The following is a 24985-nucleotide window of genomic DNA, read 5'->3' as shown; positions in this document are numbered from 1 at the left end:
CCAGGACAAGTAAATTGGAGCAAGAACTTCCGTGAATATATTGAGTGTGACACCGGGCTGTCCAGTCGAGGACGGCGTCGCAGGTCAGACGGCGCTCACCGACTCGGACAGCGGGCCGTGAAGGAGGCCCTCCCATGATCGCCGGGGGTGAATCCTGGCTCACCCACCCGGCGTGACCGAAAATACGGATTCACTGTCCGGCGATGTCTGCAGGGCCAGCGGGAATACGCCCTACCGTTGCTGGCATGCAGCGAGAGCCATCCATTCTGATCATCGGTGCCGGATTCGCCGGGCTGGGCATGGCGCTGGAATTGCAACGCCACGGCCTGACCAACTTCACCATCCTGGAGAAGGCCGCCGACCTCGGCGGCGTCTGGCGCGAGAACACCTACCCGGGCGCCGCCTGCGATGTGCCCTCGCCGCTGTACTCGTGGTCGTTCGAGCCGAAATCCGATTGGCCACGCCGATTCTCACAGCAGGCCGACATCCACGCGTACATGCGCACCGTCGCCGAGAGGCACGACCTGCCGTCCAAGATCGAGTTCGGCGCCGAGGTGGTGGACGCCGAATTCGACGAGCAGGGCGGCCTGTGGCGGGTCCGCACCGCCGACGGCGTCACCCACCTCGCCGACGTTCTCATCCCCGCCGTCGGGCAGCTCTCCCGCCCCGCGATGCCGAACCTCCCCGGTATCGACACCTTCACGGGCGCGGCCTTCCACTCCGCCGAGTGGGATCACTCGGTCGATCTGACGGGCAAGCGGGTGGCGTGCATCGGCACGGGAGCCAGTGCCATCCAATACATTCCGGCCATCCAGCCGAAGGTCGAACACCTCACGCTGTTCCAGCGCTCGGCCGCCTGGGTGCTGCCCAAGTTCGACACCGAGTACACCCCGCTGCACCACGCGTTGTTCAAGTACGTGCCCGGGACACGGCAGACCGAGCGATTCGCCATCTGGACCTTCTTCGAGGCAATGGCGTTGGCGCTCACCGACATTCCTGCCATCAAGCACCCGGTGATAGCCGTCGCGGACCGGCACCGCAACAAGCAGGTGCCCGATGAGGCGTTGCGCGCCAAGCTGACTCCGGACTACGCCGCCGGCTGCAAGCGCGGCCTGTTCTCCAACGAGTACTTCCCCGCACTGACCCAGGACAATGTCACGGTGGAGACTACCGCCATCGAAGCGGTGACGCCCAACGGAATTCGCACCGCCGACGGCGTCGAGCATCCCGTCGACGTCATCGTCTACGGCACCGGCTTCAAGGGCACCGAGTTCCTCGCCCCCATGAATATCTATGGCCTGCAAGGCCGCAAGCTCGCCGACGAATGGTCACCGGAGGGCGCCCGCGCCTTCCTCGGCATGTCGGTCCCCGGCTTCCCCAACCTGTTCATGATGTACGGCCCGAACACCAACGTCGGCTCCGGCTCCATCATCTACATGCTGGAGTCCCAGGCCCGCTACATCCGCCAGGTCATCGACCACCTCTCCGCCCGCCCCGGCCACTTCCTCTCGCCCCGTCCCGACGCCGAACAGTCCTGGGACGACTGGCTGCAGCGCCGCCTGAAGGACACCCCCTGGAACTTCTGCTCCAGCTGGTACCGCAACGCCTCCGGCCGAATCACCAACAACTGGCCCGGCGCTACCCTCCTGTTCCGTTGGAAGACAAGCAGATTCACCGCGTCCGACTACAACGAGAGCCGGGCCACCGGGCGATAGCGGCTCCTGTCCGCGGTGGCCCCGCCGAACCCGCCCCATGGTGACAGCACGAGCCGCGGTCCACCCAGCACTCCCGGGCAAGATTCGGAACCGCCGCCTCCGAGGCCGGCCAACCCCGCGTCCCCACCAATGCCCCCACTGACCAGCCCACCTCACCGCCCCCGCCCATGAATGCGGCCCCCGGCTGCCCAACCAGGTAGACTCCCCGACGTCCCGTCCGGGCCTCCAGCCCGGCACGTCCAGCCCTCGTAGCTCAGGGGATAGAGCACCGCTCTCCTAAAGCGGGTGTCGCAGGTTCGAATCCTGCCGAGGGCACACCCCTACCTACGTAAATGCTTGCTGCATGTACCTCTGTGCCCAATGCGTTCCCAATCTCGCAGGGCGCACATGTCATTCATGGACATCTCCGAACATTTGGCAACGCCGACACGACGGTGATCCCGAAAAGACGCGGTCGAGTCGCCGTGGGCGGATGCGAGTTCGGCGTTTCTTCCGCTGATTCACAAAAAACCGATAGCCCTGCGTATAGCCTCAATACCCGATTCGAGATGCTCTGGGTCCCTCACAATCGCAGGAAGGATCTAAAAGTGCGGAGGCGACTGCTTGGATTGGCCGCAGCTCTGACGGGAACTCTCATCATGGTTGGCGGGGGCGCCATGAACTCGGTACTACTCGCTAGAGCGGAACTGTTCGCGGCGAGCGACGATTTCTATCTGCCGCCGCCGCTACCACCCACACCGGGAGCCATCGTGCGCGCCGAAGCGGCACAGGTGGCCTTCTCCGCACCCGGAATGCCCGGCGTCATTCCGGCCGCCGCGACGCGAATGATGTACGTCAGCAGCGATACCCACGATGCGCCGACCGCGGTGGTCGGCACGTACCTGCAGCCGAGCGTGCCGTGGACCGGCCCCGGCGAGCGCCCGCTGATCGCGTACGCGGGCGGTACCAAGGGCCAGGGTAGTCAATGCGCGTCGTCGAAATTGATGACGCAGGTCGTGCAATATCAGCCCCCGGCGGACATCCTGTTCGAATACGACCTGGTGGCGCTGTATACGCTGCTCGCCCGCGGAATGGCGGTGGTGGTGACCGACTACCACGGCCTCGGCACCCCCTACGTGCATGACTACCTCAACCGCAAGGCACAGGCCTACGCGCTGCTGGACGCGGCGCGCGCGGCACTGCAATTGCCCGGCACCGGCCTCAACCCCGGCACGCCGGTCGCTCTCTACGGATACTCGCAGGGCGGCATGGCCTCCGCGGGCGCGGCCGAACTGCAGTCGAGGTACGCTCCCGAGCTGAATATACGCGGCGCCTATGTGGGCGGTCCGGTGGTCGACGACGAATACTTCATCGGATACAACGATGGACGGGCCGCCATGGCGCAGGCTTTCGCCTGGATTCTCAATGGCATCACCGCCGACTACCCGACGACTCGCCCGATACTCGACGCCGAGCTCAATGACACCGGTAAGGCGATCCTGGCCGACGCTCTGGGCAAATGCGCCGTCCCGACCGGCCTGGCCCAGGACCATCCGCGCACCTCCGAATGGACCACCAGCGGCGAACCGATCACCGCGGTCATCGATCGGAACCCCGAGCTGAAATCGGCCTTCGGCGAACAGCGCATCGGCATGCTCACCCCGTCGGTGCCGATCCTCACCGCCTCGGCCATGAACGATGAGGGTGTGCCCTACGCGCCGGTGCGGGAGATGGCGGCCAGTTGGTGCGGCAGCGGCGTACCCGTCCAACTGGATTCGAACGCGGAGATCCCCACCATCTCAGGTCTGGTGGGCACCCATGTGATGGCCTTCTTTCCATCGCTGGCGGCCTCGCAGCAGTGGCTGACCGATCGGCTCGCGGGCTTGCCCGCTCCGAACAACTGCGGGGCACTGCCCTGACCCTGTGACGCTCGGTCCAATGCCCGGCACCCGGGATCGGTGCTCGAGCCGACCCGACTGCCGGGCATCGCGCATTCGAGCATCATGTCGAATTGCCCGGTCAGTCCATATTTTCCACAGTTCGGCCAGAAGTGGCAGCGGAAACCGCTAGCCTGTATCGACAGGTTTGGGCCCACGATTTCGGCTGTTCGCTCTCACGACCGAGTGCTGTTCTGTTCGATCACCGAGGCACACATGTCGATATTTCAGGATTCGAAGGCGCGTGACCCCAAACGGTACCTCTGGATTCTGGGGCTGATCGCTCCCTCGTGCGCTGTACTGCCGTCACAATTGGTAGCCCACACGGGGCTCCCGATATTCTGGTGGATCGGTCCAGTCCTCGTGCTGGTCCTGATCCCACTGCTGGATCTGTCCATAGGGGATGACGGGAGCAACCCACGCGACGAGGACTACCAGTCGTTGTCCGATGACCGGTACTACCGATGGTGTACGTACCTCTTTCTGCCGCTACAGTTCACCGGGCTGTTCGTAGCGGGATATTTGTGGGCAAGTCCCGAGCTCAGCGTATCCGACAAGCTCGGTTTGGCCGTGACGCTCGGATTCATGTCGGGCATCGGTATCAATGCCGCTCATGAGCTGGGGCACCGGGTCGAACACCTGGAACGCTGGATGGCGAAAGTCGCGCTGGCGCAACCGTGTTACGGGCATTTCTTCGTCGAACACAACCGCGGTCATCATGTGCGCGTGGCGACGCCCGAGGATCCGGCCAGCGCCCGATTCGGTGAGTCACTGTGGGAGTTTCTGCCGCGCAGCATGGTCGGAGGCTTCCGCTCGGCGCTGGATCTGGAGCGAGAACGACTATCCCGCAAACGAAGACGCTGGTTCAGTCGACACAATCAGCTGTTACAGGCCTGGTCGATGAGTGCCGCGTTGTGGGGCACCCTGATCCTGATCTTCGGCCTGGAGGTGATTCCGTTTCTGGTGTTGCAGGCGGCGCTGGGTGCGGGGCTGCTGGAAACGGTCAATTACATCGAGCACTACGGACTGCTACGTCCGCGCCACGCCAACGGCAATTACGCACGGTGCTCGCCGCGCGACAGCTGGAACAGCGACCGCCTGGTCACGAACGTATTCCTGTTCCATCTGCAGCGCCACAGCGACCACCACGCCAATCCCGGTCGCCGCTACCAAACCTTGCGCAGCTCGCAACAGGCACCACAGCTCCCGGCCGGCTACGCCACCATGATCCTGCTCGCCGTCGTTCCCCCACTCTGGCGTGCCGTCATGGACCACCGCGTCCTGGCCCACTACGACGGCGATCTCTCGCTCGTGAACACCAAACCAGAACCCAAGCACCGCTTCGTGGGACCGTTGCGCCTGCGTCGAATATCAACGAAGGACAAGAGCTGATCAATGCCCGACTCTCCACAACCGCGAGAGCCCGATGGCGGGCGATCTCGCCGCCGAGCCGTCCATTGCCACAGTTGCGAGGATGCGGCGGTGAACGGCGACGAGGCCATGGAACTCGCTTGCCCCGCGCACCACCACACGTGGCGGCGGGGTAGCGATGTCGGAGTGGACGATGCCGGTCAGGGACCCCGAGACATCCTCGATCGCTGTCCCACATCGGATTTCGCGCCTTCGGGTCACATCGGGTACACCGGATGCTTGCGGGGGTTGAACTCCGGCTTGACCGGCTTCTTGCCACGGAGCAGGCGTAGGGCCTGGCGGATTTCCAGGCGGGTGCGGGACGGTTCGATGACGGCGTCGATGTAGCCGCGTTCGGCGGCGACCCAGGGGGTGGCGACCGTCTCGTTGTACTGGTTGATCATGAATTCGCGGGCTGCGGCGCGATGTTCCTCCGGCATCGCGGCCAACTGCCGCTTACCGAGGAGGTCGACCGCGCTTTCGGCGCCGATCACCGCGATACGGGCTGTGGGCCAGGCGAAACTGACGTCCGCGCCGACCTGCCGGGCGGCCATCATGCCGTATGCGCCACCGTAGGACTTGCGCACCACCAGGTTGATGATCGGCACCGTCGCCTCGATGATGGCGCGCGGGACACGGCCGCCGCGGATGATGACGCCGTTGGCCTCCTCCGCGAGGCCCGGCAGCACGCCGGGAGTGTCGGCGACGAACACGAGTGGAATGTTGAAGGCGTCGCAGAGCCGGATGAAGTAGGTCGACTTGTCCGAGCAGGCGGCATCGATGGAACCGCCCAGCACCAGTGGCTGATTGGCGATCACGCCGACCGGGTAGCCGTCGACGCGGGCGAAGCCGGTGATCAGGTTGGGGGCGAACGCGGCGCGGATCTCGTGGAACTCGCCGTCGTCGAAGATGCGCAGCAGGATCTCGTGCATGTCGTAACCGGCGCGATCGGAATCCGGGATGATCGTGTCGAGCTCCCGATCACTGGCCGTGATCTCCGGTTCCAGGCCGGGATTCACGATCGGCGGCTGTTCGACGCAGCTCGTCGGCATGAAGCTCAGATAGTTGCGGGCCCAGTCGTAGGCCTCCTGCTCGGTCTCGGCCACGTGATGCAGGGTGCCGCGTTCGGCCTGCACCTTCGCGCCGCCGAGCTCCTCGGCGGTGACGTCCTCGCCGTTGACGGCCTTGATCACCTCCGGCCCGGTGACGAACATGTAGGAATCCTTGGTGCCGATGAGCACGTCGGTATTGATCGGCCCGTACACCGAGCCCGCGGCGCACTTGCCGAGAATGATCGACACCTGCGGCACATAGCCGGACAACTTCTCCAGGACCCGGGAGATATCACCGAACGAAGCGATGGAACCCACCGCGTCCTGGATCCGCGCGCCGCCCGAATCGTTGATCGTCACCACCGGGCACGCGTTGTCGAACGCGAATTTCAGTGCCCGCATGAACTTCTGGGCGGACGTGACACCGACCGACCCGCCGTACACGGTCTGATCGTGGGAGATCACCACCACCGGACGCCCCCCGATCAGCCCGCGGCCGGTGACCAGTCCGTCACCGTAGAGCGCGTCCGGTTGACCGGGCTGGCGGGCCAGCGCACCGGTCTCGATGAACGTCCCGCGGTCGAGCAGCATCTCCACCCGCTGCCGAACGCTCGGAATGCCTTTCGACGCCCGCTTGGCGATACCGGCCTCACCCGCCGGTTCCGCGGCCATCTCCAGGATCTTGGCCAGTTCATCGAGCTTCGCCCGCGTACCGATCACGCTTGTTGCCACCTTCCCAAACAAACTGTTGTGCCCCGCGACGGTAAGCGGTGCCGAGACAGTACGGGTCACTGAAGCAGATAAACGTGCTGAATCACAGTCCCGGCCAGCGGCCGTCAGCAGAACGGCACGCCCACGGAACCATTGAGGCTGGTGTGGAAGAGGATGCAGACCAGGTTGTTGGCGGCGGAGTAGGACCCGCTGGAGGAGCCGGTGGCGGTGCCGTCCACGGCCTGGGCCCGAGTCGGCGCGGGCGCATCGGCCTGGGCGGGAGCGGCGAGCACGGCAGCGGGCGCGAGAAGCGCCGCGGAGACGGCGAAGGCGGCGAGGGTCTTCTTCGAATTCATTTGCGACTCCATCGTTCTCGATCTTGGCGGAAGCCAGTATCGAACCCGGGCCGCGGTCACCGACAGCCCCGACAGTTGGGGTCGCCGACGCTGGGGTCGAGGTGAGTGAAGTTCCAATGGCTGACAGCCCTCGTCCATCCCTTGTGAACAGGCATAACACCGTGTCAGAGGGCGTATCAGGTCGGTGTCAGGGCGGTATCAGGCCGGGTCGCGACAGTAGTCCACATGAACAGCACAGCAATCGCGGCCTCGGGGCTGCGGAAGGCTTACGGGGACAAGACGATCCTCGACGGCATTGATCTGAATATCGGTGCGGGAACGATCTTCTCGCTGCTCGGGCCGAACGGCGCGGGCAAGACCACGACGGTGAACGTGCTGACCACGCTGCTGAAGGCGGACGGCGGGACGGCCCGGGTCGCCGGGCACGACATCGCCACCGAGACCAAGGCGGTGCGGGCGGCCATCGGCGTGACCGGTCAGTTCGCGGCGGTGGACGACCTGCTGACCGGCGAAGAGAACCTGCAGCTGATGGCCGATCTGCACCGGCTGCGGGGCACAGACCGCAAGCAGGTGGTCGACACCCTGCTGGAGCGCTTCGACCTGACCGAATCGGCGCGCAAGCAGGCGGCCACCTATTCCGGCGGCATGCGCCGCAAGCTGGACCTGGCGATGACGCTGGTCACCAAGCCGGACATCGTCTTCCTCGACGAGCCGACCACCGGACTGGACCCGCGTAGCCGGCGCACCATGTGGGAGATCGTGCGGGAGTTGACCTCCGACGGCGTGACCATCTTCCTCACCACCCAGTACCTCGAGGAGGCCGATCAGCTGGCCGACCGGATCGCGGTCCTCGACGGCGGCCGCATCGTCGCCGAAGGCACCCCCGACGACCTCAAGCGCCGCGTACCCGGCAGCTACCTCCAGCTGCGGTTCACCCGCCTCACCGAACTGGAAGCGGCCGCGCGGATCCTGCCCGCCGCGACCATGGACAGCGAGGCGCTGACCCTGCAGGTGCCCGGCAACGGCGGCACGAAAACCCTGCGGGCCCTGCTGGATCGGCTCGCCGATCACGCGGTCGATGCCGCGGAGGTCTCCATCCACACCCCTGATCTCGATGACGTTTTCCTTGCCCTGACCGGGCACGCCACCACGGAGGCCGACGCACAATGAGCACCATCGTTTCCACCGACAGCACCCCGAACCGCACCGCCGCGACCGGCGCCCTGACGGCGTCGCTGGGCGACTCGGCGATCATGTTGCGCCGCAACTTCAAACACATCGCCCGCAACCCGGTCGCGATCTTCAACGCCGCGCTGATGCCGGTGGTGATGCTGCTGATCTTCGTCTACGTGTTCGGCAGCGCCTTCAATGTGGGCGAGCACTACATCAACTACGCGACACCGGGCATGATCCTGCTGGCCATCAGCTACGGGCTCTCCGGCACCGCCGTCGCGGTGAGCTCGGACATGGCCAAGGGCGTCATCAACCGGTTCAAGGTCATGGACGTCTCCCGCGGCGCCGTGCTGACCGGGCACGTGGCGGCCACCATGCTCACCAATGTGGTCGCCATCGCGGCCGTGCTGGGAGTGGCGTTCGCCCTGGGCTTCCGGCCGCCGGCCACCGCGCTGGACTGGCTGGGCGCGCTCGGCATCGTTCTGGCCACCTCGTTCGGGGCGTCCTGGCTGACCGTCGCGCTGGGCATGGCCGCCAAGACCCCGGAGTCCGCGGGCATGTCCGTGGTGCCGCTGATCATGCTGCCCTTCGTGAGCAGCGCGATCGTCCCGGCCGGCCAGATGGGCCAGGGCGTCCGGCAGTTCGCGCAGTACCAGCCCTTCACCCCGATCATCGAGTCCCTGCGCGGGTTCCTCACCGGGCACCCGTCCGGCGGCTACACCGCCGCGGCGCTGGCCTGGTGCGCCGGGTTCGCGATCGTCGGATACCTGTGGTCCCGTGCCACTTTCACGAAGCGAGCGTGATCTCGGCCAGTTCATGCCAGACCGCCCGCGCCCCCTCCCCCGTCGCCTCGGTGAACTTCACGTCGCCGAGGCGACTTCGCGTTGTCCGCTCGATCCGGGCCGCATCCGGGTGGGAATGATCCGATACGCCGCGCACCGCGGTACTGGCCGCGAGCAGCCGCACCGCCTGCTCGTCCTGCTCCGCCCGCAGCGCCAGATCCGCCAGACCGACCAGCACCTTGGCCAGCAGGGGCGCGTGCCCCGCCGCCGACGCCACCCGGAAGGCCACGGCCCGATGGTCGCGGGCCTCGTCGAGACCGTCCGCGAGATAGCCGAGCAGATCGTGGATCACCGCACTCATGAACGGCTGCTCGGATTCCCCGTCCAGCAGGGTTGTCGCGAGGCCGATCTGCCGGTGCGCCTCTGCGGGATCCGCGTTCCAGCGCGCCAATTCCGCTCGGGCCAGCGCCATTTCGGCCAGCACGATCGGCCAGCCGGTCTGATCCGCATACCGCTGGGCCTCGGCCATGGCGGCAGCGCTCGCCGCGGGGTCGCCCAGCAGCCAGTACAGCTGCGCCTGCCGTGAGCGCATCCGGACCAGGTCCTCGATCGCGCCGACCTCGGCGACCACCGCGATCGCCTGCTCGAGATACTCACACGCACTGGCGAATTCGCCGCGCAGGGCGAGACTGTCGGCCAGCTCGGTCAGCGCGAACGAGATCCCCCAGCGCTCACCGACGGCCCGGAACTCCGCCAGCGCCAGCTCCAGCTGTTCGTCGGCTTCCAGCCCGCCCTGGCCGAGCACAGTCCGCAGCTTGCCCAGTTGCAGCCGGGCCAGCGCCCGCACCCACGGATCGTCGTCGCCGAGCAGCGCCTCGAAGGCGGGCAGGAACTCGTCCGGCCCCTGCAACATGCGTTCCAGCGCGACCACGAACGCCAGCGTCGGATGACCGGTCCGGCCGGCGCCGGTCCGATCGCCGCCGGCCCGGTATGCCTTGTGGATCCATTCCTCCACGTGGTGTTCATCATTCGGGCCGGAGGTCATGAAATGCACGACGAGCCCGTACACCGTGGCCCGGGTCTCGTCGTCGGCTTCGCCGGGTGTCCGGGCGGCCGCGGTGACCAGCTCCATGCCCTCGGCCTTGTGCCCGCTGAGCCACCAGTACCAGCCGGCGGCCGCGGCCAGCCCCATCGCCGCGGTCGCGTCCTCCGCGGCGAGCGCGCCGCGCATGGCGGCCGCGATATTGTCGTGCTCGGGTTCGAGCACCGCGAGCCACTCCAGCTGTTCGGCCCGGCGCAGATGCGGTTCCGCGGTCTCGGCCAGTCCGGTGAAATACGCCAGATGCGCGCGCCGCGCCGCGTCCGCCTCCCCCGCCTCCACGAGCCGGTCGCGGGCGTACTGCTTGATCGTCTCGAGCATCCGGTAGCGCGGCCCGGCGTCGCCCGCGGTGAGCAGCAGCGATTTCTCGGTCAGCGCGGTCAGCAGCTCGAGCACCTCCCACTGTTCGATCGCCGCGGGCCGCCCCTCGGATTCGCTACCGGCACAGATCTGTTCGGCCGCCTCTAGGCTCGCGCCACCGGCGAACACCGAAAGTCGGCGCAGCACAGCCTGTTCGGCCTCGCTGAGCAGTTCCCAGCTCCAGTCCACGACCGCCCGCAGGGTCCGGTGCTGCGGTTGCGCGGTCCGGCTGCCCCCGGTCAGCAGCCGGAACCGATCATCGAGACGGGTGGCGAGCTGCTCGAGGGACATGGTGCGCAGGCGGGCCGCGGCCAGTTCGATCGCCAGCGGGATCCCGTCGAGCGCGCGGCACACGCGGGCCATGGTCGCCAGGGTGCGGGCATCGGCGCCGAGGTCCTGGCGCACCGCGCCGGCGCGGTCGCGCAAAAGCTGGACGGCCGGGGAGGATTCGATTGCGGCGGGGTCCGCGTCCGCGGCGGGCAGCGCCAAAGGCTCGACCTGCCAGAGCGCTTCGCCGGTGATGCCGAGCGGTTCGCGGCTGGTGGCGAGAATGCGCAGCCGCTGACACTCCCCGAGCAGGCGGTGCGCGAACGCCGCCGAGGATTCGATCACGTGCTCGCAGTTGTCCAGGATCAGCAGCATGTCGCGCTCCCGGATGGCCGCGATGAGCCGGTCCATGGGTTCCGGGTTCGACCCGCCGCCCAGCAGCGCGTCCCGCAGCCCGAGCGCGGCCAGCGCCGCCTGGGCGAGGTCACCGCCCGCGCTCGCGGAGGACAGCTCCACCAGCCACGCGCCGTCCGGCAGCCCGTCGAGCAGGGCCCGCCCGGTCTCCGTGGCCAGCCTGGTCTTTCCCGAACCGCCCGGACCGGTCACCGTGGTGAGCCGATGGCGGGCGACGAGGGCGCGCACCGCGGCGACGTCGGCCTGCTTGCCGACATATCGGGTCAGTTCGGCGCGCAGGTTGGTGCGGCGGTCGTCCTCCCGCCCGCCCACCTCCCCGCGCAGCAGGGCGACGTGCAGGGCGGACAGCTCCGGCGCGGGATCCACACCCAGCTCGTCGGCGAGGGCCTCCCGGACCCGCTGGTACACGACCAGCGCCTCGGCGCCCCGGCCCGCTGCGGCGAGCGCGCGCATCAGAGACGCGGCGAGCCGTTCCCGCACGGGATGCTGGGCCACCAGATCATTCAGTTCGGTGACCAGTTCCGCGCCCCGGCCGAGCCTGAGTTCCGCGTCGTACCGATCCTCGAGCGCACCGAGGTGCAGTCCCTCGAGCCGGATGATCACCGCGTCGAGGGCCGCGCTGTCCTGCGCCCCGATGTCCCGCATGGGCGCGCCGCGCCACAGTGCGAGGGCCTCGCGCAGCAGCTCGGCCTGGTGGAGGTCGTCGCCGCCACGGGCCTGGTCGAGGAGCTGTTCGAACCGCACGGCGTCGATGTCGCCGGGCGCCACCGTCAGCCGGTAGCCGCCCGCCTGCACGTCGATCGACCCGTCCGGCAGCACCCGCCGCAATCGGGAAACCAAGGCCTGCAAGGCATTCGCCGCATCGGACGGAGTCTCCTCGCCCCAAATCCAGTCGACCAGCCGCCCTTTCGAGACGGCCCGGCCGGGTTCCAGCGCGAGCGCGATCAACAGCGACCGCAACCGGGCGCCCGGTACCTCGAGTAATCCGCCGTCGTCTGCCCGGATTTCGAGCGGCCCAAGCATTCCGATCTGCACCCGGACCATTCTGCCGTGCGCTGTCCAGCCGGGGCCGAACGCGTGTCAGCGGACGTGTCAGTCCGGCGTCAGGCCGCTGTCAGCCGGGCTCGCGAAAGTAGTCACATCAGCAGCACAGACCCTCGAAGGAGAAACACCATGACCGCGTTCCAGACCCCCGAAGCCATCACCGTCGCCGTCGACGTGGCCGCCGGAAACGTCACCGTCATCGCCTCGAACCGCACCGACACCGTCGTCGAGATCCGCCCGGCCGACGCGTCCAAGAAGGAGGACGTGCGCGCCGCCGAGCAGATCCGCGCCGAGTTCGCCGCGGGCACCCTGACCGTGCAGGCCCCCAAGGGCTGGCGGAAGTTCTCCCCGCTCGCGGGCCGCGGGTCGGCCGAGGTCACCATCGAGGTGCCCGCCGGCTCTCGCGTGACCGGCTCGCTCGGCATGGGCCACCTGCTGGGCGCGGGCCCGCTGGGCGAATGCGAGCTGGAGGTCTCCGCCGGTGACATCACCGTCGACCGCCCGCTCGGCTCGGTCACCGCGAAGGTCGCAAAGGGCGACATCCGCATCGTCGAGGCTACCCGCGGCGTGATCGACGTGGAGACCTCCACCGGCGACCTGTCGGTCGGCATCCACCCCGGCAGCGCCGCCCGGATGGAGACCAATGCGCAGAAGGGCACCATCCAGAACCAGCTGTACCCCGTCAGCCGGCCGCAGGACATCGTGGAGGTCCGCGCCCGGAACTCCTACGGCAACACCACCATCGGGCACACCACCGCCGCCTGACCCGCATGGTTGTCCACATCCCGGCTCGGGGCCGCCCACCCGGCGGCCCCGAGCTCGCCGAGGGCGAAGCCCTCTACGACGCTGCGCAGGGCGAAACCCCCTACGACACTTTCGATGTCACGCAGCGCGCCGGCATCCTGTCCCGCGACGACAGCCGGCCCTTCCGCGCCCTCCTCACCGCCACCGAACTCCCGGCCCTGCTCGGACGCCTCCGGCCCGCCCGAATTGGAGCCGGGGTGTTCGCGGCACCGAGCGGGCCGGGACGCCCGGAGGCGCGGCGGTATCGTGGCGATCGTGGATCGTGGTGTCGCCGAGATTGGCTTGTCCGATGCGGGCCGGGTACGGGAGTGGCTCGCGGAAGCGGAGCGGAATCCGGCGGGCCTGCCGGACGCGGGATACATCGCGCTGCTGCACGCGGACGGCTCCGAGCTGGAGCGGTTGTGCGAGCTGGCCGATGCGCTCCGGCAGCGGACGGTCGGCGATGCCCTCACCTATGTCGTGAATCGGAATCTGGATACCGCCGTGGTCTCCGGCTCCGCGGCGCGGGAACGACTGGCCGCGCTGGTGTCGGAGGCGCACGCGCTGGGCGCGACCGAGATCTGCATGCAGGGCCCGCTGCCCGCCGACAGCGATGACGACTATCTGGCGCTGATCGCCGCCATCACCGAGACCGCTCCCCTGCACCTGCACGCCTTCCGCCCGGAGGAACTGCTCGACGGCGCCGCGCGCCGCTCGATGCCACTGGACGAATTCCTGGCACGGGCCAAGGATTCCGGCCTCGGATCGGTCCCCGGCACCGGTGCGCGCATCCTCGACGACGATGTCCGCGCCCGGTTGAAGGGCAGCCCGGACCTGCCCGTGAGCCGCTGGGTGGAGGTGATCGAGACCGCCCACCGCGCGGGCCTGACCTCCACCTCGACCATGGTCTACGGGCATGTGGAGACCCCCGCGCAGCAGGTGGCGCACCTGCGGCTGCTCGCCGATATCCAGGATCGCACCGGCGGCTTCACCGAATTCATCGCCATGCCCATGGTTCCCGTGACGGCGGCGTCCGGCTTCCTCGATCCCGTTGTGCCCGAACCACTCCAGCGGCAGACGCGGGCGGTGCACGCCGTCGCGCGGCTGCTCCTGCACGGGCGCATCGACAATATTCAGGCCGCGTGGCCCCGGTTGGGGCTGGCGGTGGCGGTCGCCCTGCTGCGCGGCGGCGCGAACGATCTCGGCGGCCTGCTGCTCGACGGCCGGCTCGCGCCGGAGTCCGGTCCGGAGGCCGGGCTGAGCCTCACCGTCACCGATGTCGATCGGATCGCCGAGGAGCTGGGCCGCTCGCCGCGCCGCCGCACCACCGGGTACGGCCATGCTTGAGGCCACGGATCCGGCCGGCGCCGAAGGACATTCGAGCCCCGAACTGGTCGACGTCCTGATCGTCGGCGCGGGTTTCGCCGGTATCGGCATGGGCATCCAGCTCGCCCGCCGGGGCCGGGACTCCTTCGTCATCATCGAGCAGGCCGACGATGTGGGCGGCACCTGGCGCGACAATCGCTATCCGGGCGTGGCCTGCGATATCCCCGCCCACCTGTATTCCTTTTCGTTCCGGCCGAATCCGCGGTGGTCGCGGGTGTTCGCCGAGGGCGCGGAGATCCACGCCTACCTGCGGTCGTGCGTCCAGCAGGAGGAGCTGGAACCGTATCTGCGGCTGAATTGCGCGCTGGAGCAGGCGGAGTGGGTCGAAGCCGAGGCGCGCTGGTTCGTCCGGACCTCCCGCGGCGACTTCTCGGCCGCCACCCTGATCATCGCCACCGGACGGCTGACCGAACCCAGGATCCCGCCGGTCGCGGAGCTGGAGAATTTCGGTGGGCGGCACTGGCATTCGGCGCGGTGGAATCCGAAGGTGTCGCTGGTCGGCAAGCGGGTCGGCATGGTGGGCACCGGTGCGTCCGCGGTCCAGATCCTGCCGCGGCTGGCGGGCGAGGCCAGCGAGGTCGTGGTCTTCCAGCGTTCGGCGCCCTATGTGCTGCCGCGCGGGGACCGCTTCTACACCCCCGACGAGTTGTCGAGCTTCGCCGCCGATCCGCGGACCATCACCGAACTGCGCGACGAGCTGTTCGCCGAGGCCGAGCTCAGCATCGCCGCGCGGCGCCGTCGTCACCCGGAGATCGATCTGCTGCACCGGCGCGCCACGGACCATCTGGCGGCCCAGGTCCGCGATCCGCGCCTGCGGCAGCGGCTGACCCCCGACTACGAAATCGGCTGCAAGCGAATCCTTTTCTCCGACGACTACTACGCGGCCCTGCAGCTGAACACCGTCCGCCTGGAGCCGACCGAGCTGACCCGCATCGACGACGGTCTGGCCATCGCCGCGAGCGGGCACACCTACGATCTCGAGATCCTGGTCTTCGCCACCGGTTTCAACGCCACCCGGCCGTCGATCGCCAAGCACATCCGGGGCCGCACTTCACTGCTGTCCGAGCGCTGGAGCAACGGCATGGTCGCGCACGCGTCGACCACCGTCGACGGCTTCCCCAATATGTATGTGCTGGACGGCCCGAACGCGGCGCTGGGCCACAATTCCGCGATCTATGTGATCGAGACCCAGATCGACTACGTGCTCAGCGCCCTGGACCATCTCGCTTCCAGCGCGGACACAGTCCTGGAGGTCACGCCCGAGGCGGTCCGCTCCTCCATGCTCGATATCGAGGAGCGCGCCCGCGACACGGTGTGGACCCAGGGCCGCTGCACGAGCTGGTACCGCGACGAACAGACCGGTCGCGTCACACTGCTCTGGCCGGACTCCGCGGTCTCGTTCCGCCAGAGCAACGGCGCCTTCGATATTTCCGCCTACCGGTGATCCCGGCCGCTCACGCGCCGGAACGGGCCGTGACGCGACGACGGTAGCCACAGGCGGGCAGACGATTCAGTCGTTGTAGCCGCTCTCGCTGTCGAGAATATTGCACACCGCACCGGAATTCGCTTGTCCCACAGGATGACCGCGGCGGGTGCGAAGTCGATCGGCACCACCACACCGGTGGTGACCGCGACCATCGGCGGACTGATCCGCCACCGGTCCGGTCTTCGCCAGCAGCCCCCGGACAACCAGCGATACGGCGACCGCAGCCATGGTGGCAATCATTCCGCCATCTTCGCAGACGGCATATCCACAGCGTTTCGACCGAGACCGGACCGGTCCGTCGGCCTAGGCTGAGGACATGACGCCGCTGCAGCGCTATATCGCAGAGGAAATTGCCACCGATCACGCGGAGGGCCTGCTCAGCCGCCGGGAAGCGCTGCGGCGGCTGGGGCTGCTCGGCATGGGGACACCGGCGGCCGTGGCGCTGCTGGCGGCCTGCGCCGACTCGGGCAAGCAGTCCGCCCCCACGACCGCGGCCGCGAGTTCGTCCTCGACCCCGCCGGCCGTACCGCCCGGCACCGCGACGGCCCTGCAGCCCACCGCCATCACCTTCGCCGGACCCGAGGGCCGCACCCTGCAGGCCGCGTGGGCCGAGGCGTCCCAGCCCATGGGCGGCGTGCTGGTCATCCACGAGAACCGCGGTCTGACCGACCACATCCGTTCGGTGACAGGGCGTTTCGCGGGCGTCGGGTATTCGGCGCTCGCGGTGGATCTGCTCTCCGAGGAGGGCGGCACCGCCACCTTCACCGATCAGGCGGCCGCCACCGCCGCGCTCGGCAAGATCCCCCAGGACCGTTTCATCGCCGATCTGCGCGCGGGCCTGACCGAGCTGCAGCGCCGCGTGCCCGGAAAGAAGCTGGGCGCCACCGGTTTCTGCTTCGGCGGCGGCCTGACCTGGCTGCTGCTCACCTCGGGCACCCCCGAACTCGCGGCCGCCACCCCCTTCTACGGCCCGTTCCCCGACGGCGGCGAGTTCACCGGATCCAAGGCCGCGGTGCTGGCCGTCTACGGCGCGCTGGACAGCCGGGTCGACGCCTCCCGCCCGGCCGCCGAGGCGGCCCTGGACAAGGCGGGGCTCCCGCACGAGAGCTTCGTGGCCGACAATGCCGACCACGCCTTCTTCAACGACACCGGCCCCCGCTACCAGCCCACCGCCGCCGCGGAGGCTTGGCGGCGGGTGCTCGACTGGTACGGCCGCTACCTGGCCTGACCTTGCCTCGGGCCGAACAGCTTCCGGCCTCGGACCGAATCGTTCCGCCGCGGGGCCGAAGGGTTCCGGTTGCGGGCCGGGTTGGTTCCTGCCTCGGGCCACATGGCTCTCGGCGCGGGCCGGGTGGTTGCATGGGCATGTGGAATTGCGTCAGTTGCGGTATTTCGTCACCGTCGCCGAGGAGTTGCACTTCGGCAGGGCCGCAGAGCGATTGCATATCGCGCAGCCCGCGGTGAGCCAGCAGGTGCGCCGGCTGGAACGGGATCTGGACGTGCAGTTGCTGGACCGCTCACCGCGACGGGTGCGGCTGACCGAGGCCGGGTTGCGGTTCCTGCCCGCGGCGCGAGGCGTGCTGGCCGCGGCCGATCAGGCCCGGGCCAGCGTGGCCGGCCTGACGGGTGGCCGCGCGGAGGTGTTCCGGCTGGGCACGGTGACCGGATTGGGCGAGCGCCTGGACGCGGTCCTGGACGCCTTCGCCGAGCAGGCACCGCAGGTGCAGGTCGAGCTGGTGGCGCTGCCGGTGCGGGATCGGCTGGCCCGGGTGGCGGACGGCGGTCTGGACGCCGCCTTCGTGCGCTCGCCGGAACCCGGCGAGAGCCCGGAACTGGACTTCCTGCCCGCCTGGGACGATCCACTGGTGGTGGCCCTGCCCGCCAAACACGCACTGGCGGCCCAAGATTCGGTCCGGCTGGCGGACCTGTCCACGGTGCCGCTGCGGCTGACCGAACGGCGCAACCATCCGGCGCTGGTGGATCTGGTGCTGAACGCGTGTGTGCGCGCCGGATTCGAGCCGGTGCCCGCGCCCACCTCCACCACCCTGCAGGACACGCTGGCCGCCATCGGCGCGGGTTCGCCCATGTGGACGGTGGTCTACGAATCGAATGCGCGGCAGGTACACAACGCGCGGGTCGCCTTCCGCCCCTTCGCCGATGCGGGCCTGACCCTGCCCATCGCGCTGGCGGTGCGGGCGAATGCGGCGTCGCCCAATCTGCGCCTGCTGGGCGCTCTGCTCGCGGGCGCGTAGGGATCTCGCGGGCGCGCAGGCGATAACGATCGCTTATCACTGCGCGAACGACCTGATCATTGGTCGCGGCGTGGATTTCCGGTGAACTGTTCCCAGGCCGCCGAACGGATCGGAGATCGGAACCGCCGGTTCCGAGATGGCCGGTATCCCAGCAGTTTTCGCGAAGGAGAACAGTCATGCCCATCGTCACCGTGCAGCAGGGCCCGCGCACCGTCGAACTGAAGCGGGACCTGGTCCGCCGCATCACCGACGCCTTCGTGGATGCCTATCAGATTCCGGCCGAGGCCGTGCAGGTGTGGATCCACGAGACGCCCGCCGACAGCTGGGGCACGGCCGGTCGCCTGACGGCCGACGGCAAGTAGCCGGTACACCGGCGGGTCGCCAGGGTGGCCGAAACCGGCAGTGACACAGCCGAAACCAGCCGTGGCGCACCCGAACCGACCCGCCGGTACCGTTAGATGTCGGACTCGTGACAACCTGGCATCGACTGTGCATGTTCCCAGGTAGACCCCCGTTTCAGTGATACAACGGCAGCATGACGGAGGATGTCGGCAGCGCGGCCGTACCGACAGCGGCGGGACGCTCGGTGGAATTCTGGGGCTATTGCATGTGGGGCCTCGCGGGACTGGCGATCGCCACCTCGGAGCTGGCGTCGGTCTTCGGACTGGCGAGCTGGCCGACCATCTCGAACACCATCGGGCACCTGGAGACCCAGCACTCGTTCGTGCGGCTCATCGTCGTGTCAGTGATTGTGCTGCTGGCGTATTACGCTGTCCCGCAACTGGCCACCCCGCCTGAGCCCATCCCACAGACGGTCGCGGGGCGCACCCTCACCGTGAACGGCCGTGTCACCAACCCGGATTCGCCGATCACCCTGCTCGGCGCGGGGTATCTGCTGGCCGCGGTGGGCACCTTCGTCTTCGGCGTCCTGTTCGCCGCCGCAGGCCGCGGCATGCACCCGCAGTCCTATCTGGGCGCGTACGTCCTCTACGGACTCATCGCCCTGATGTGGGTCATCGTGCCCAGCATTCTGGCCATGTTCTTCAGCCGGGATGTCCCCTTCCCCACCCTGTTTCGCACCATCGGCTACCTGGAGCGCCGCGCCCACCCGATCGCCGCGATCCTGCTGGCCGCACTCGTGGTGCTGCTCATCCACCTGGCCTTCTACCCCTGGCCCCGGGTCCAGAGCTGAACGAGCGGCAACGCGGAACCGGTTGCCCCCGAATTATTTACGACCGCGTAGCAGCAGAAACGCGGCATAGGCCGCGCCGGAGATGCCGATCACCACGACCACACCGATGGTTGTCAGGATTGCGTCCACCCCTGTGATTCTAGGCTTTTCGGCGATCGGACGGGCGCAGTCGGCTCGAACGGTGCGGCCGCCGGCGAGTCGGTAATTACCGCCGGGTCCTCGAAATCGACCTGGCCACCGGTGAACTCGCCTGCACGTATCAGGATTCGCCGCGCGAGGCCTTCTTCACCCCGTACATAGGCGCCTGGCAACACCCCGTTCGCCGAGGCGGCCCTCGGGCGCGTCTTCCAAGTGACCCCGGATCGGCGGATCTGATGGGAGTACGTAGTCCCGTCATTCACCGAGCATCCGGACAGCGACACCGCCCTGGTCTTCCCGGCTGTCTCGAACACGATCCTCCGCGCCTTTCGGTATACCGCCGCCGATATCTCCGGGCTGGGACGCCGAATCCCGGAACTGACCCCGCGCAGGCCCGGCGTGCCGCGACTGCTCTACGCCCGGAACAGGCGTATGCAGGAGTTATGGGTCGCCATCCGCAGCGGACGCCGTTCTATGGGGCGCTGATGCTGGTCGGGGTCATGCTCACCGGGCTGTGGGTCCGGGACTGGCCCTGGCTGTGGCTGCGGGCAGCCGGGTTCGTCGCATTGTTCGTGATCGCGTTCGCCGGGTTCCTCATGACGTTCCGCGACCTCTCGTGAAGAGGCCGGAGCTTTCTCCTGGCAAACCACCCGAACCGGACGTGTCACAAATATTGCATACATAGCGATTCATGCATATGGTGTTCGACGGGCACTACCGAAGGAGGGTTATGGGCGGGCACGAGCATTCACACGGGCATGACCACGCCGGACATTCACACGGCGCGACCGCCGACAGCGACAAGCGCTGGCTGGCCGGCGCGCTCGCGGTCATCGTGGCGTTCCTGCTCGGTGAGGTCGTGGTCGGCCTGGTCGCCCAGTCACTGGCGCTGCTCTCCGACGCCGCCCACATGCTCACCGACGCGGCCTCGATCGTGCTGGCGCTGTGGGCCATCCGGCTGGCGGTCCGGCCCGCCGCAGGTCGCATGACCTACGGCTGGAAGCGCGCCGAGATCCTCTCCGCCCAGGCCAATGGCCTGACCCTGCTGGGCCTGGCGGCCTGGCTGACCTACGAGGCCGTCCGCCGCCTGATCAACCCGCCCGAGGTGACCGGTGGCCTGGTGCTGGCCACCGCACTGGTCGGCATCATGGTGAACGTGCTGGCCGGCTGGATGATCAGCCGCGCCAACCGGACGAGTCTCAACGTCGAGGGCGCCTACCAGCACATCCTCAATGACCTGTTCGCCTTCATCGCCACCGCGGTCGCCGGTCTGATCATCATGCTCACCGGCTTCGCCCGCGCCGACGGCATCGCCACCCTGATCGTGGTGGTGCTCATGGTGAAGGCGGGTGTGGACCTGGTCCGCGCCTCGGGCCGCATCTTCCTCGAGGCTGCGCCCGCCCACCTCGACCCGGTCGAGATCGGCCGGGAGATGGCCGCGGTGGACTGCGTCATCGAGGTGCACGACCTGCACATCTGGGAGATCACCTCCGGCACCCCGTCACTGTCGGCGCACATCCTGGTCGCGCCCGACACCGACAGCCAGGCGGTGCGCGCCGCCGTCGCCGGCATGCTCTCCGACAAGCACCACATCGATCACAGCGTGCTCCAGGTCGACTACACCGACCACGAGGAATGCCCGGACACCGAGCACGACCACATCCCGCACTGCCAGGACGCGCACGGCCCCGTGCACCGCAGACCCATTGCCACGAACTGAGAGTCGACTGCCGGCTCAGGCGTGAACGGAGTGCGGCCCGGCGAGCCGCGACAGCGCCGCCGCGGCCGGAGACTCCGGCGCGGCGGTGTACACGACCAGCAGCTGATCGGGATCGCCCGGCAGCGCGAAGGTTTCGTAGCCGAGTTCGAGCCGCCCCACCTCGGCATGCTGAATCAGCTTGGCCCCGCGCGTCTTCTCCTTGATCGGATGCGCGGCCCACAGCCGCCGGAAGACCGCGCTGCGGACGGAAAGCTCCTCGACCAGCGCGGCCACCTTCGGATCGTCGGGATGCAGTCCCGCATCGCGCCGCAGGAAGGCGACGGTCTCACCGGCCACCGTCTCCCAGTCGGGATAGAACGTGGACGCGGCGGAATCCAGGAAGAGATAGCGCGCCTGGTTGCGTTCCGCTGCCGGCATGCGCGAGAAGCCGGATACCAAGTCACCCAAGGCATTCCAGGCCAGCACATCCATCCGCCGCCCCAGCACGAAGGCGGGCGCGGTGAGGGCGTCGAGCACCAGCCGGACACCGGGGTGGACGGTGTCCCGATAGACGCTGGACACGGTGGTCGGATGTGCGTCGACGGTGCCGCCCGGCCGGGCCAGCGCGTACAGGTGCAGTCGCTCCTGATCACTCAGCCGCAGCGCGCGGGCGACCGCGTCGAGCACGGCGTCCGAAACATGTTTGCCGCGGCCCTGTTCCAGGCGGATGTAGTAGTCGACGCTCACCCCAGCGAGCTGCGCCACCTCCTCGCGGCGCAGACCGGGGACCCGGCGGCGGCCGTATTCGCGCAGCCCCGCGTCCGCGGGCTGGATGCGGGAGCGGCGCGAGCGCAGGAAGTCGCCGAGATCGTTCTGCATGGGTCCAGCGTACGAATCCATCCTGGTACCGGCAGACCCAGGAAAACCGCAACCCTCGTTGCCGATTGCGCACGCTCGCAGGATGAATGCACACGCAGAAAGCGAAGGAGCATTCGAGATGAGCTACGAGAACCTGTCCGGTCGCACCGCCGTCATCGCCGGAGCCGCCAGCGGCATGGGCGAGGCCACCGCACTGCTGCTGGCCCGCAACGGAGCTCGGGTGGCACTGCTGGCGCGGCGCGCGGATCGGCTGGACACCCTGGCCGCCAAGATCGAAGCGGAGGGCGGGACCGCGCTGGCGGTACCGGTGGACGTCACCGATGCGGCGAGCGTGACCGTCGCGGCGGAGGCGGTGCACACCGCGTTCGGCCCGGTCGATCTGGTGGTGAACTCGGCGGGCGTCATGCTGCCCAACCCGATCACCGACGGCCGCGAGGACGAGTGGACCCGCATGCTGGAGACCAATGTGGCCGGGCGGCTACGCATGATCCGCGCCTTCCTGCCGGACCTGCTGGCCGCCGCGGACGCGGGCCGCACCGCCGACCTGGTCAATATCTCCTCCATCGGCGCGCACGTGGCCTTCCCCGGCTACGCGGTGTACGGGGCCACCCAGGCCGCCATCACCCAGCTGTCGGCGGCATTGCGCACCGAGCTCGGCGCGCGCAAGGTGCGCGTCACCAATATCGAGCCCGGCCTCACCGACACCGAACTGGGCAGCCACATCGACAATGCGGAGCTCAGCGGCGAGCTGGACGGCATGTTCGGGTTCATGGAGTCGCTGCGCGCAGACGATATCGCCGATCTGATCGCCTACACCGCCAGCCGTCCGGCGCACGTGAACCTGCGCCAGGTGGTCGCCCTGCCGACCCAGCAGGCTTGAGCGGCCTTGGTGCCGCCCGGCGAAATCGGCCGGGCGGCAGCCACTTCCGTCGGGACACCGCGCCCACCGTATTCAACACGGTGGCGGTGCCGGCCCGATTCAACACGGTGGCGGTGCCAGCCCGATTCAACACGGTGGCGGTGCCAGCCCGATTCAACACGGTGGCGGTGCCGGCCCGCCTCCGCCCAGCCGTAGCCAGCCCAGCACCATCGAAAAGGCGTTGTTGATCAGCACTTTCGGCCGCGCGGCGCTCACCATGGCGATCGCCGAGCCCGGCCGTTCCGCCGGGAACACATCGCGCAGCGCCGAAATACCGAGGGACAGAATGCCCATGCCCTGCAGGCCCCGCCCGATGACCATGGGGGGCGACCGAGTCGGCGAGGGCGCACAGTGCCGAACCCGCGATCAGCGGACCGGGGCTCGGCTTCGGGCCCGGTTCAGCTGTGATAGACAGATTCCGCAGCTCGCAACGAAAGGACGGCATGGCACAGCCCGCCGATTCGTCCGGAGATCCGGTCTCGTCCGAAAAACCCACGGCCCGTGTGGAATTCGAGACCATGCTACTCGGCCGCTACTCCATTGCCGCCCGCTACCGCCGCGACGGCACCCGCCTCGACCGCAGCGCCTACGTCCTGCTCAGCCGCCTCAGCGTCGAGGGACCCATGTCCATCGGCCAGCTCACCGAGGCCTTCGGCCTCGACACCTCGACCGTCAACCGGCAGACCGCCGCCCTGCTGCGCGCCGGACTGGTCGACCGCATCCCCGACCCCATCGGCGGCATCGCCCGAAAATTCCGCATCACCGAGACGGGCGAACAGGCCCTCGAGGCCGAGCGTCAGGCCAATACCGATGGCCTCGACCGCGTCATGGTGAACTGGTCGGCCGCCGACGTCGCCACCTTCGCGAGCTATCTCGAACGCTTCAACACCGATATCGAGCGCCTCGACGGGCGGCCCTGGCCGCGCCCCTGACAGATCGCCGGGGTCGCGCACCCGGATCCGAAGGTGCGCCCCGACTTCAGGCGATGCGCACCGCGACCCGGCCCCGATTGGCGCGGGTCTCGATGAGCTCGAGTGCGGCATCCATCCGGTCGAGCGGAAGAATGGTCTGGTGCGGGCGAATTCGCCCGCACGCCAGCAGGTTCCACAGTTCGGCACGCCAGCTCTCCAGCAGATCGGCCCGGGTCCTGCTGAGCAGGCCCATCGAGAAGCCGCCGACGGTCTTCAGCTCACCGAGCAGACTGCCCGCGTCGATATTTCCGCCGAAAGCACTGAAGGCGATCAGACGACCATGCGGGCCGAGGATGTCCACGCAGCGCTGAGCCACGTCGCCGCCGACGCCATCGAGGACGGTATCCACCCGTTCGGTCCAGGCGTCCGCGTAAGTGACGACCTCGTCCGCGCCACAGCCGCGCAGGAACTCGGCCTTGCCCAGGCTGCCGACTGCCGCGATCACCCGCACCGCCCCCAGCGCCCGGGCCAGCTGGACGGCCAGATGCCCGACCCCGCTGGCCGCACCGGTGACCATCACCGACTCCCCCGCGACGAACCCCGCCGTCCGCAGCAGACCCAGGGCGATGACGCCGCCCCGCACCAGCGTGAGCGCGTCGGCGGCATCCACTTCGGCGGGAATCTCGGACATCAATTGCGGTGCGGCGAGGGCATATTCGGCGTAGGCCCCTTCGAAGACCACGCCGCCGACCCGCTTGCCCACCCAGTCGGCGAGGTCCGGTCCGGCCGCCACCACCGTGCCGACGATCTCACCGCCGTCGGGGCCGTTGTTCCGCTGCAGCATCCGCACCAGCCCGAGATGGACGCCCGCCAGCTCTGTGCGCACCAGCAACTGATCCGGGCCGGGCACGGGCTCGGCGGCGGTAACGATGACGGGGCTGCGGCCAGAGAACTGAATCTTGCGCACTGACAGTGCCTTTCGATGAGACCCGGCGCTTCCGCCATTATTTCTAGGTTGGACCTAAATTTAATTCCGACCTC

General features: G+C 68.5%; 21 protein-coding genes, 1 tRNA gene and 1 pseudogene. 17 read left to right on the top strand and 6 right to left on the bottom strand.

Annotated features, from left to right (window positions below; translation table 11 throughout):
* Window positions 1-245: 245 nt before the first annotated feature.
* From ABZ909_RS15110 to ABZ909_RS15095, 4 genes are all read left to right on the top strand, one after another.
* Window positions 246-1715: an NAD(P)/FAD-dependent oxidoreductase gene (locus ABZ909_RS15110; protein ID WP_356999184.1), complete on the top strand. Its 1470-nt coding sequence runs from the start codon at window positions 246-248 to the stop codon at window positions 1713-1715.
* A gap of 242 nt (window positions 1716-1957) precedes the next feature.
* Window positions 1958-2030 (top strand) — tRNA-Arg (locus ABZ909_RS15105).
* Window positions 2031-2353: 323 nt separating this feature from the next.
* On the top strand, window positions 2354-3613 hold the full coding sequence (locus tag ABZ909_RS15100) for a lipase family protein (RefSeq protein WP_356999181.1): 1260 nt from the start codon (window positions 2354-2356) through the stop codon (window positions 3611-3613).
* Window positions 3614-3847: 234 nt separating this feature from the next.
* Window positions 3848-5023, top strand: a complete 1176-nt coding sequence (locus tag ABZ909_RS15095) for an alkane 1-monooxygenase (protein WP_356999178.1) — start codon at window positions 3848-3850, stop codon at window positions 5021-5023.
* Window positions 5024-5259: 236 nt separating this feature from the next.
* On the opposite strand, the gene ABZ909_RS15090 is transcribed toward ABZ909_RS15095, so the two are convergent.
* Both ABZ909_RS15090 and ABZ909_RS15085 read right to left on the bottom strand, forming a co-directional pair.
* Window positions 5260-6813: an acyl-CoA carboxylase subunit beta gene (locus tag ABZ909_RS15090; RefSeq protein WP_356999176.1), complete on the bottom strand. Its 1554-nt coding sequence runs from the start codon at window positions 6811-6813 to the stop codon at window positions 5260-5262.
* A 116-nt stretch (window positions 6814-6929) separates the two neighbouring features.
* A complete protein-coding gene (locus ABZ909_RS15085; RefSeq protein ID WP_356999174.1) occupies window positions 6930-7160 on the bottom strand; it encodes a hypothetical protein in 231 nt (76 codons plus the stop codon).
* Window positions 7161-7385: 225 nt separating this feature from the next.
* Between ABZ909_RS15085 and ABZ909_RS15080 the strand changes: the two genes are divergently transcribed.
* Both ABZ909_RS15080 and ABZ909_RS15075 read left to right on the top strand, forming a co-directional pair.
* Window positions 7386-8330, top strand: coding sequence for an ATP-binding cassette domain-containing protein (locus ABZ909_RS15080; protein WP_356999171.1), 945 nt, complete (start codon window positions 7386-7388; stop codon window positions 8328-8330).
* Window positions 8327-9136: an ABC transporter permease gene (locus tag ABZ909_RS15075; RefSeq protein ID WP_356999168.1), complete on the top strand. Its 810-nt coding sequence runs from the start codon at window positions 8327-8329 to the stop codon at window positions 9134-9136. The genes ABZ909_RS15080 and ABZ909_RS15075 overlap by 4 nt, the downstream gene beginning before the upstream one ends.
* Here ABZ909_RS15075 and ABZ909_RS15070 read toward each other — a convergent pair.
* Window positions 9120-12299 (bottom strand): BTAD domain-containing putative transcriptional regulator, encoded by a 3180-nt coding sequence (locus ABZ909_RS15070; RefSeq protein ID WP_356999165.1) that lies wholly within the window; start codon window positions 12297-12299, stop codon window positions 9120-9122. The genes ABZ909_RS15075 and ABZ909_RS15070 overlap by 17 nt on opposite strands.
* Before the next feature lie 129 nt (window positions 12300-12428).
* Between ABZ909_RS15070 and ABZ909_RS15065 the strand changes: the two genes are divergently transcribed.
* From ABZ909_RS15065 to ABZ909_RS15025, 9 genes are all read left to right on the top strand, one after another.
* Window positions 12429-13064 carry a DUF4097 family beta strand repeat-containing protein gene (locus ABZ909_RS15065; protein ID WP_356999162.1) on the top strand — a complete coding sequence of 212 codons (636 nt, stop codon included), beginning with the start codon at window positions 12429-12431 and terminating at the stop codon, window positions 13062-13064.
* Between the two features lie 294 nt (window positions 13065-13358).
* The gene (locus ABZ909_RS15060) at window positions 13359-14429 is read left to right on the top strand and encodes an FO synthase (RefSeq protein WP_356999159.1); all 1071 of its coding nucleotides are present in this window, start codon (window positions 13359-13361) and stop codon (window positions 14427-14429) included.
* On the top strand, window positions 14422-15912 hold the full coding sequence (locus ABZ909_RS15055) for an NAD(P)/FAD-dependent oxidoreductase (RefSeq protein WP_356999156.1): 1491 nt from the start codon (window positions 14422-14424) through the stop codon (window positions 15910-15912). Before ABZ909_RS15060 ends, ABZ909_RS15055 begins: the two co-directional genes overlap by 8 nt.
* Before the next feature lie 358 nt (window positions 15913-16270).
* Window positions 16271-17182: a dienelactone hydrolase family protein gene (locus tag ABZ909_RS15050; RefSeq protein ID WP_356999154.1), complete on the top strand. Its 912-nt coding sequence runs from the start codon at window positions 16271-16273 to the stop codon at window positions 17180-17182.
* A 139-nt stretch (window positions 17183-17321) separates the two neighbouring features.
* Entirely contained in the window at window positions 17322-18206 is an 885-nt protein-coding gene (locus ABZ909_RS15045; RefSeq protein ID WP_356999152.1) for a LysR substrate-binding domain-containing protein, read from the top strand.
* 59 nt (window positions 18207-18265) lie between these two features.
* Entirely contained in the window at window positions 18266-18568 is a 303-nt protein-coding gene (gene dmpI, locus ABZ909_RS15040; RefSeq protein WP_356999150.1) for a 4-oxalocrotonate tautomerase DmpI, read from the top strand.
* Between the two features lie 173 nt (window positions 18569-18741).
* A complete protein-coding gene (locus ABZ909_RS15035) occupies window positions 18742-19398 on the top strand; it encodes a hypothetical protein (RefSeq protein WP_356999148.1) in 657 nt (218 codons plus the stop codon).
* Between the two features lie 581 nt (window positions 19399-19979).
* Entirely contained in the window at window positions 19980-20156 is a 177-nt protein-coding gene (locus ABZ909_RS15030; RefSeq protein ID WP_354830724.1) for a hypothetical protein, read from the top strand.
* A 110-nt stretch (window positions 20157-20266) separates the two neighbouring features.
* Window positions 20267-21256: a cation diffusion facilitator family transporter gene (locus tag ABZ909_RS15025; protein ID WP_356999146.1), complete on the top strand. Its 990-nt coding sequence runs from the start codon at window positions 20267-20269 to the stop codon at window positions 21254-21256.
* A gap of 15 nt (window positions 21257-21271) precedes the next feature.
* Here the strand turns inward: ABZ909_RS15025 and ABZ909_RS15020 are convergent, their stop codons facing one another.
* Window positions 21272-22114 (bottom strand): helix-turn-helix transcriptional regulator, encoded by an 843-nt coding sequence (locus ABZ909_RS15020; protein ID WP_356999143.1) that lies wholly within the window; start codon window positions 22112-22114, stop codon window positions 21272-21274.
* A gap of 118 nt (window positions 22115-22232) precedes the next feature.
* On the opposite strand from ABZ909_RS15020, the gene ABZ909_RS15015 reads away from it, so the two are divergent.
* Window positions 22233-22994: an SDR family oxidoreductase gene (locus ABZ909_RS15015; RefSeq protein ID WP_356999141.1), complete on the top strand. Its 762-nt coding sequence runs from the start codon at window positions 22233-22235 to the stop codon at window positions 22992-22994.
* Between the two features lie 243 nt (window positions 22995-23237).
* Here ABZ909_RS15015 and ABZ909_RS15010 read toward each other — a convergent pair.
* Window positions 23238-23406, bottom strand: a pseudogene (locus ABZ909_RS15010) (MFS transporter); the annotation flags it as partial.
* A 70-nt stretch (window positions 23407-23476) separates the two neighbouring features.
* Here ABZ909_RS15010 and ABZ909_RS15005 point away from each other — a divergent pair.
* On the top strand, window positions 23477-23965 hold the full coding sequence (locus tag ABZ909_RS15005; protein WP_356999139.1) for a MarR family transcriptional regulator: 489 nt from the start codon (window positions 23477-23479) through the stop codon (window positions 23963-23965).
* Window positions 23966-24011: 46 nt separating this feature from the next.
* On the opposite strand, the gene ABZ909_RS15000 is transcribed toward ABZ909_RS15005, so the two are convergent.
* Window positions 24012-24911, bottom strand: coding sequence for a zinc-binding dehydrogenase (locus tag ABZ909_RS15000; protein WP_356999137.1), 900 nt, complete (start codon window positions 24909-24911; stop codon window positions 24012-24014).
* Window positions 24912-24985: the final 74 nt, after the last annotated feature.

Origin of the sequence: Nocardia sp. NPDC046763 (assembly GCF_040645495.1) — a bacterium.
In the GTDB taxonomy this organism is placed as follows: Bacteria; Actinomycetota; Actinomycetes; order Mycobacteriales; family Mycobacteriaceae; genus Nocardia.
Note: the sequence above shows the minus strand (reverse complement) of the source record. Positions and strands in the feature narration are given on the sequence as shown.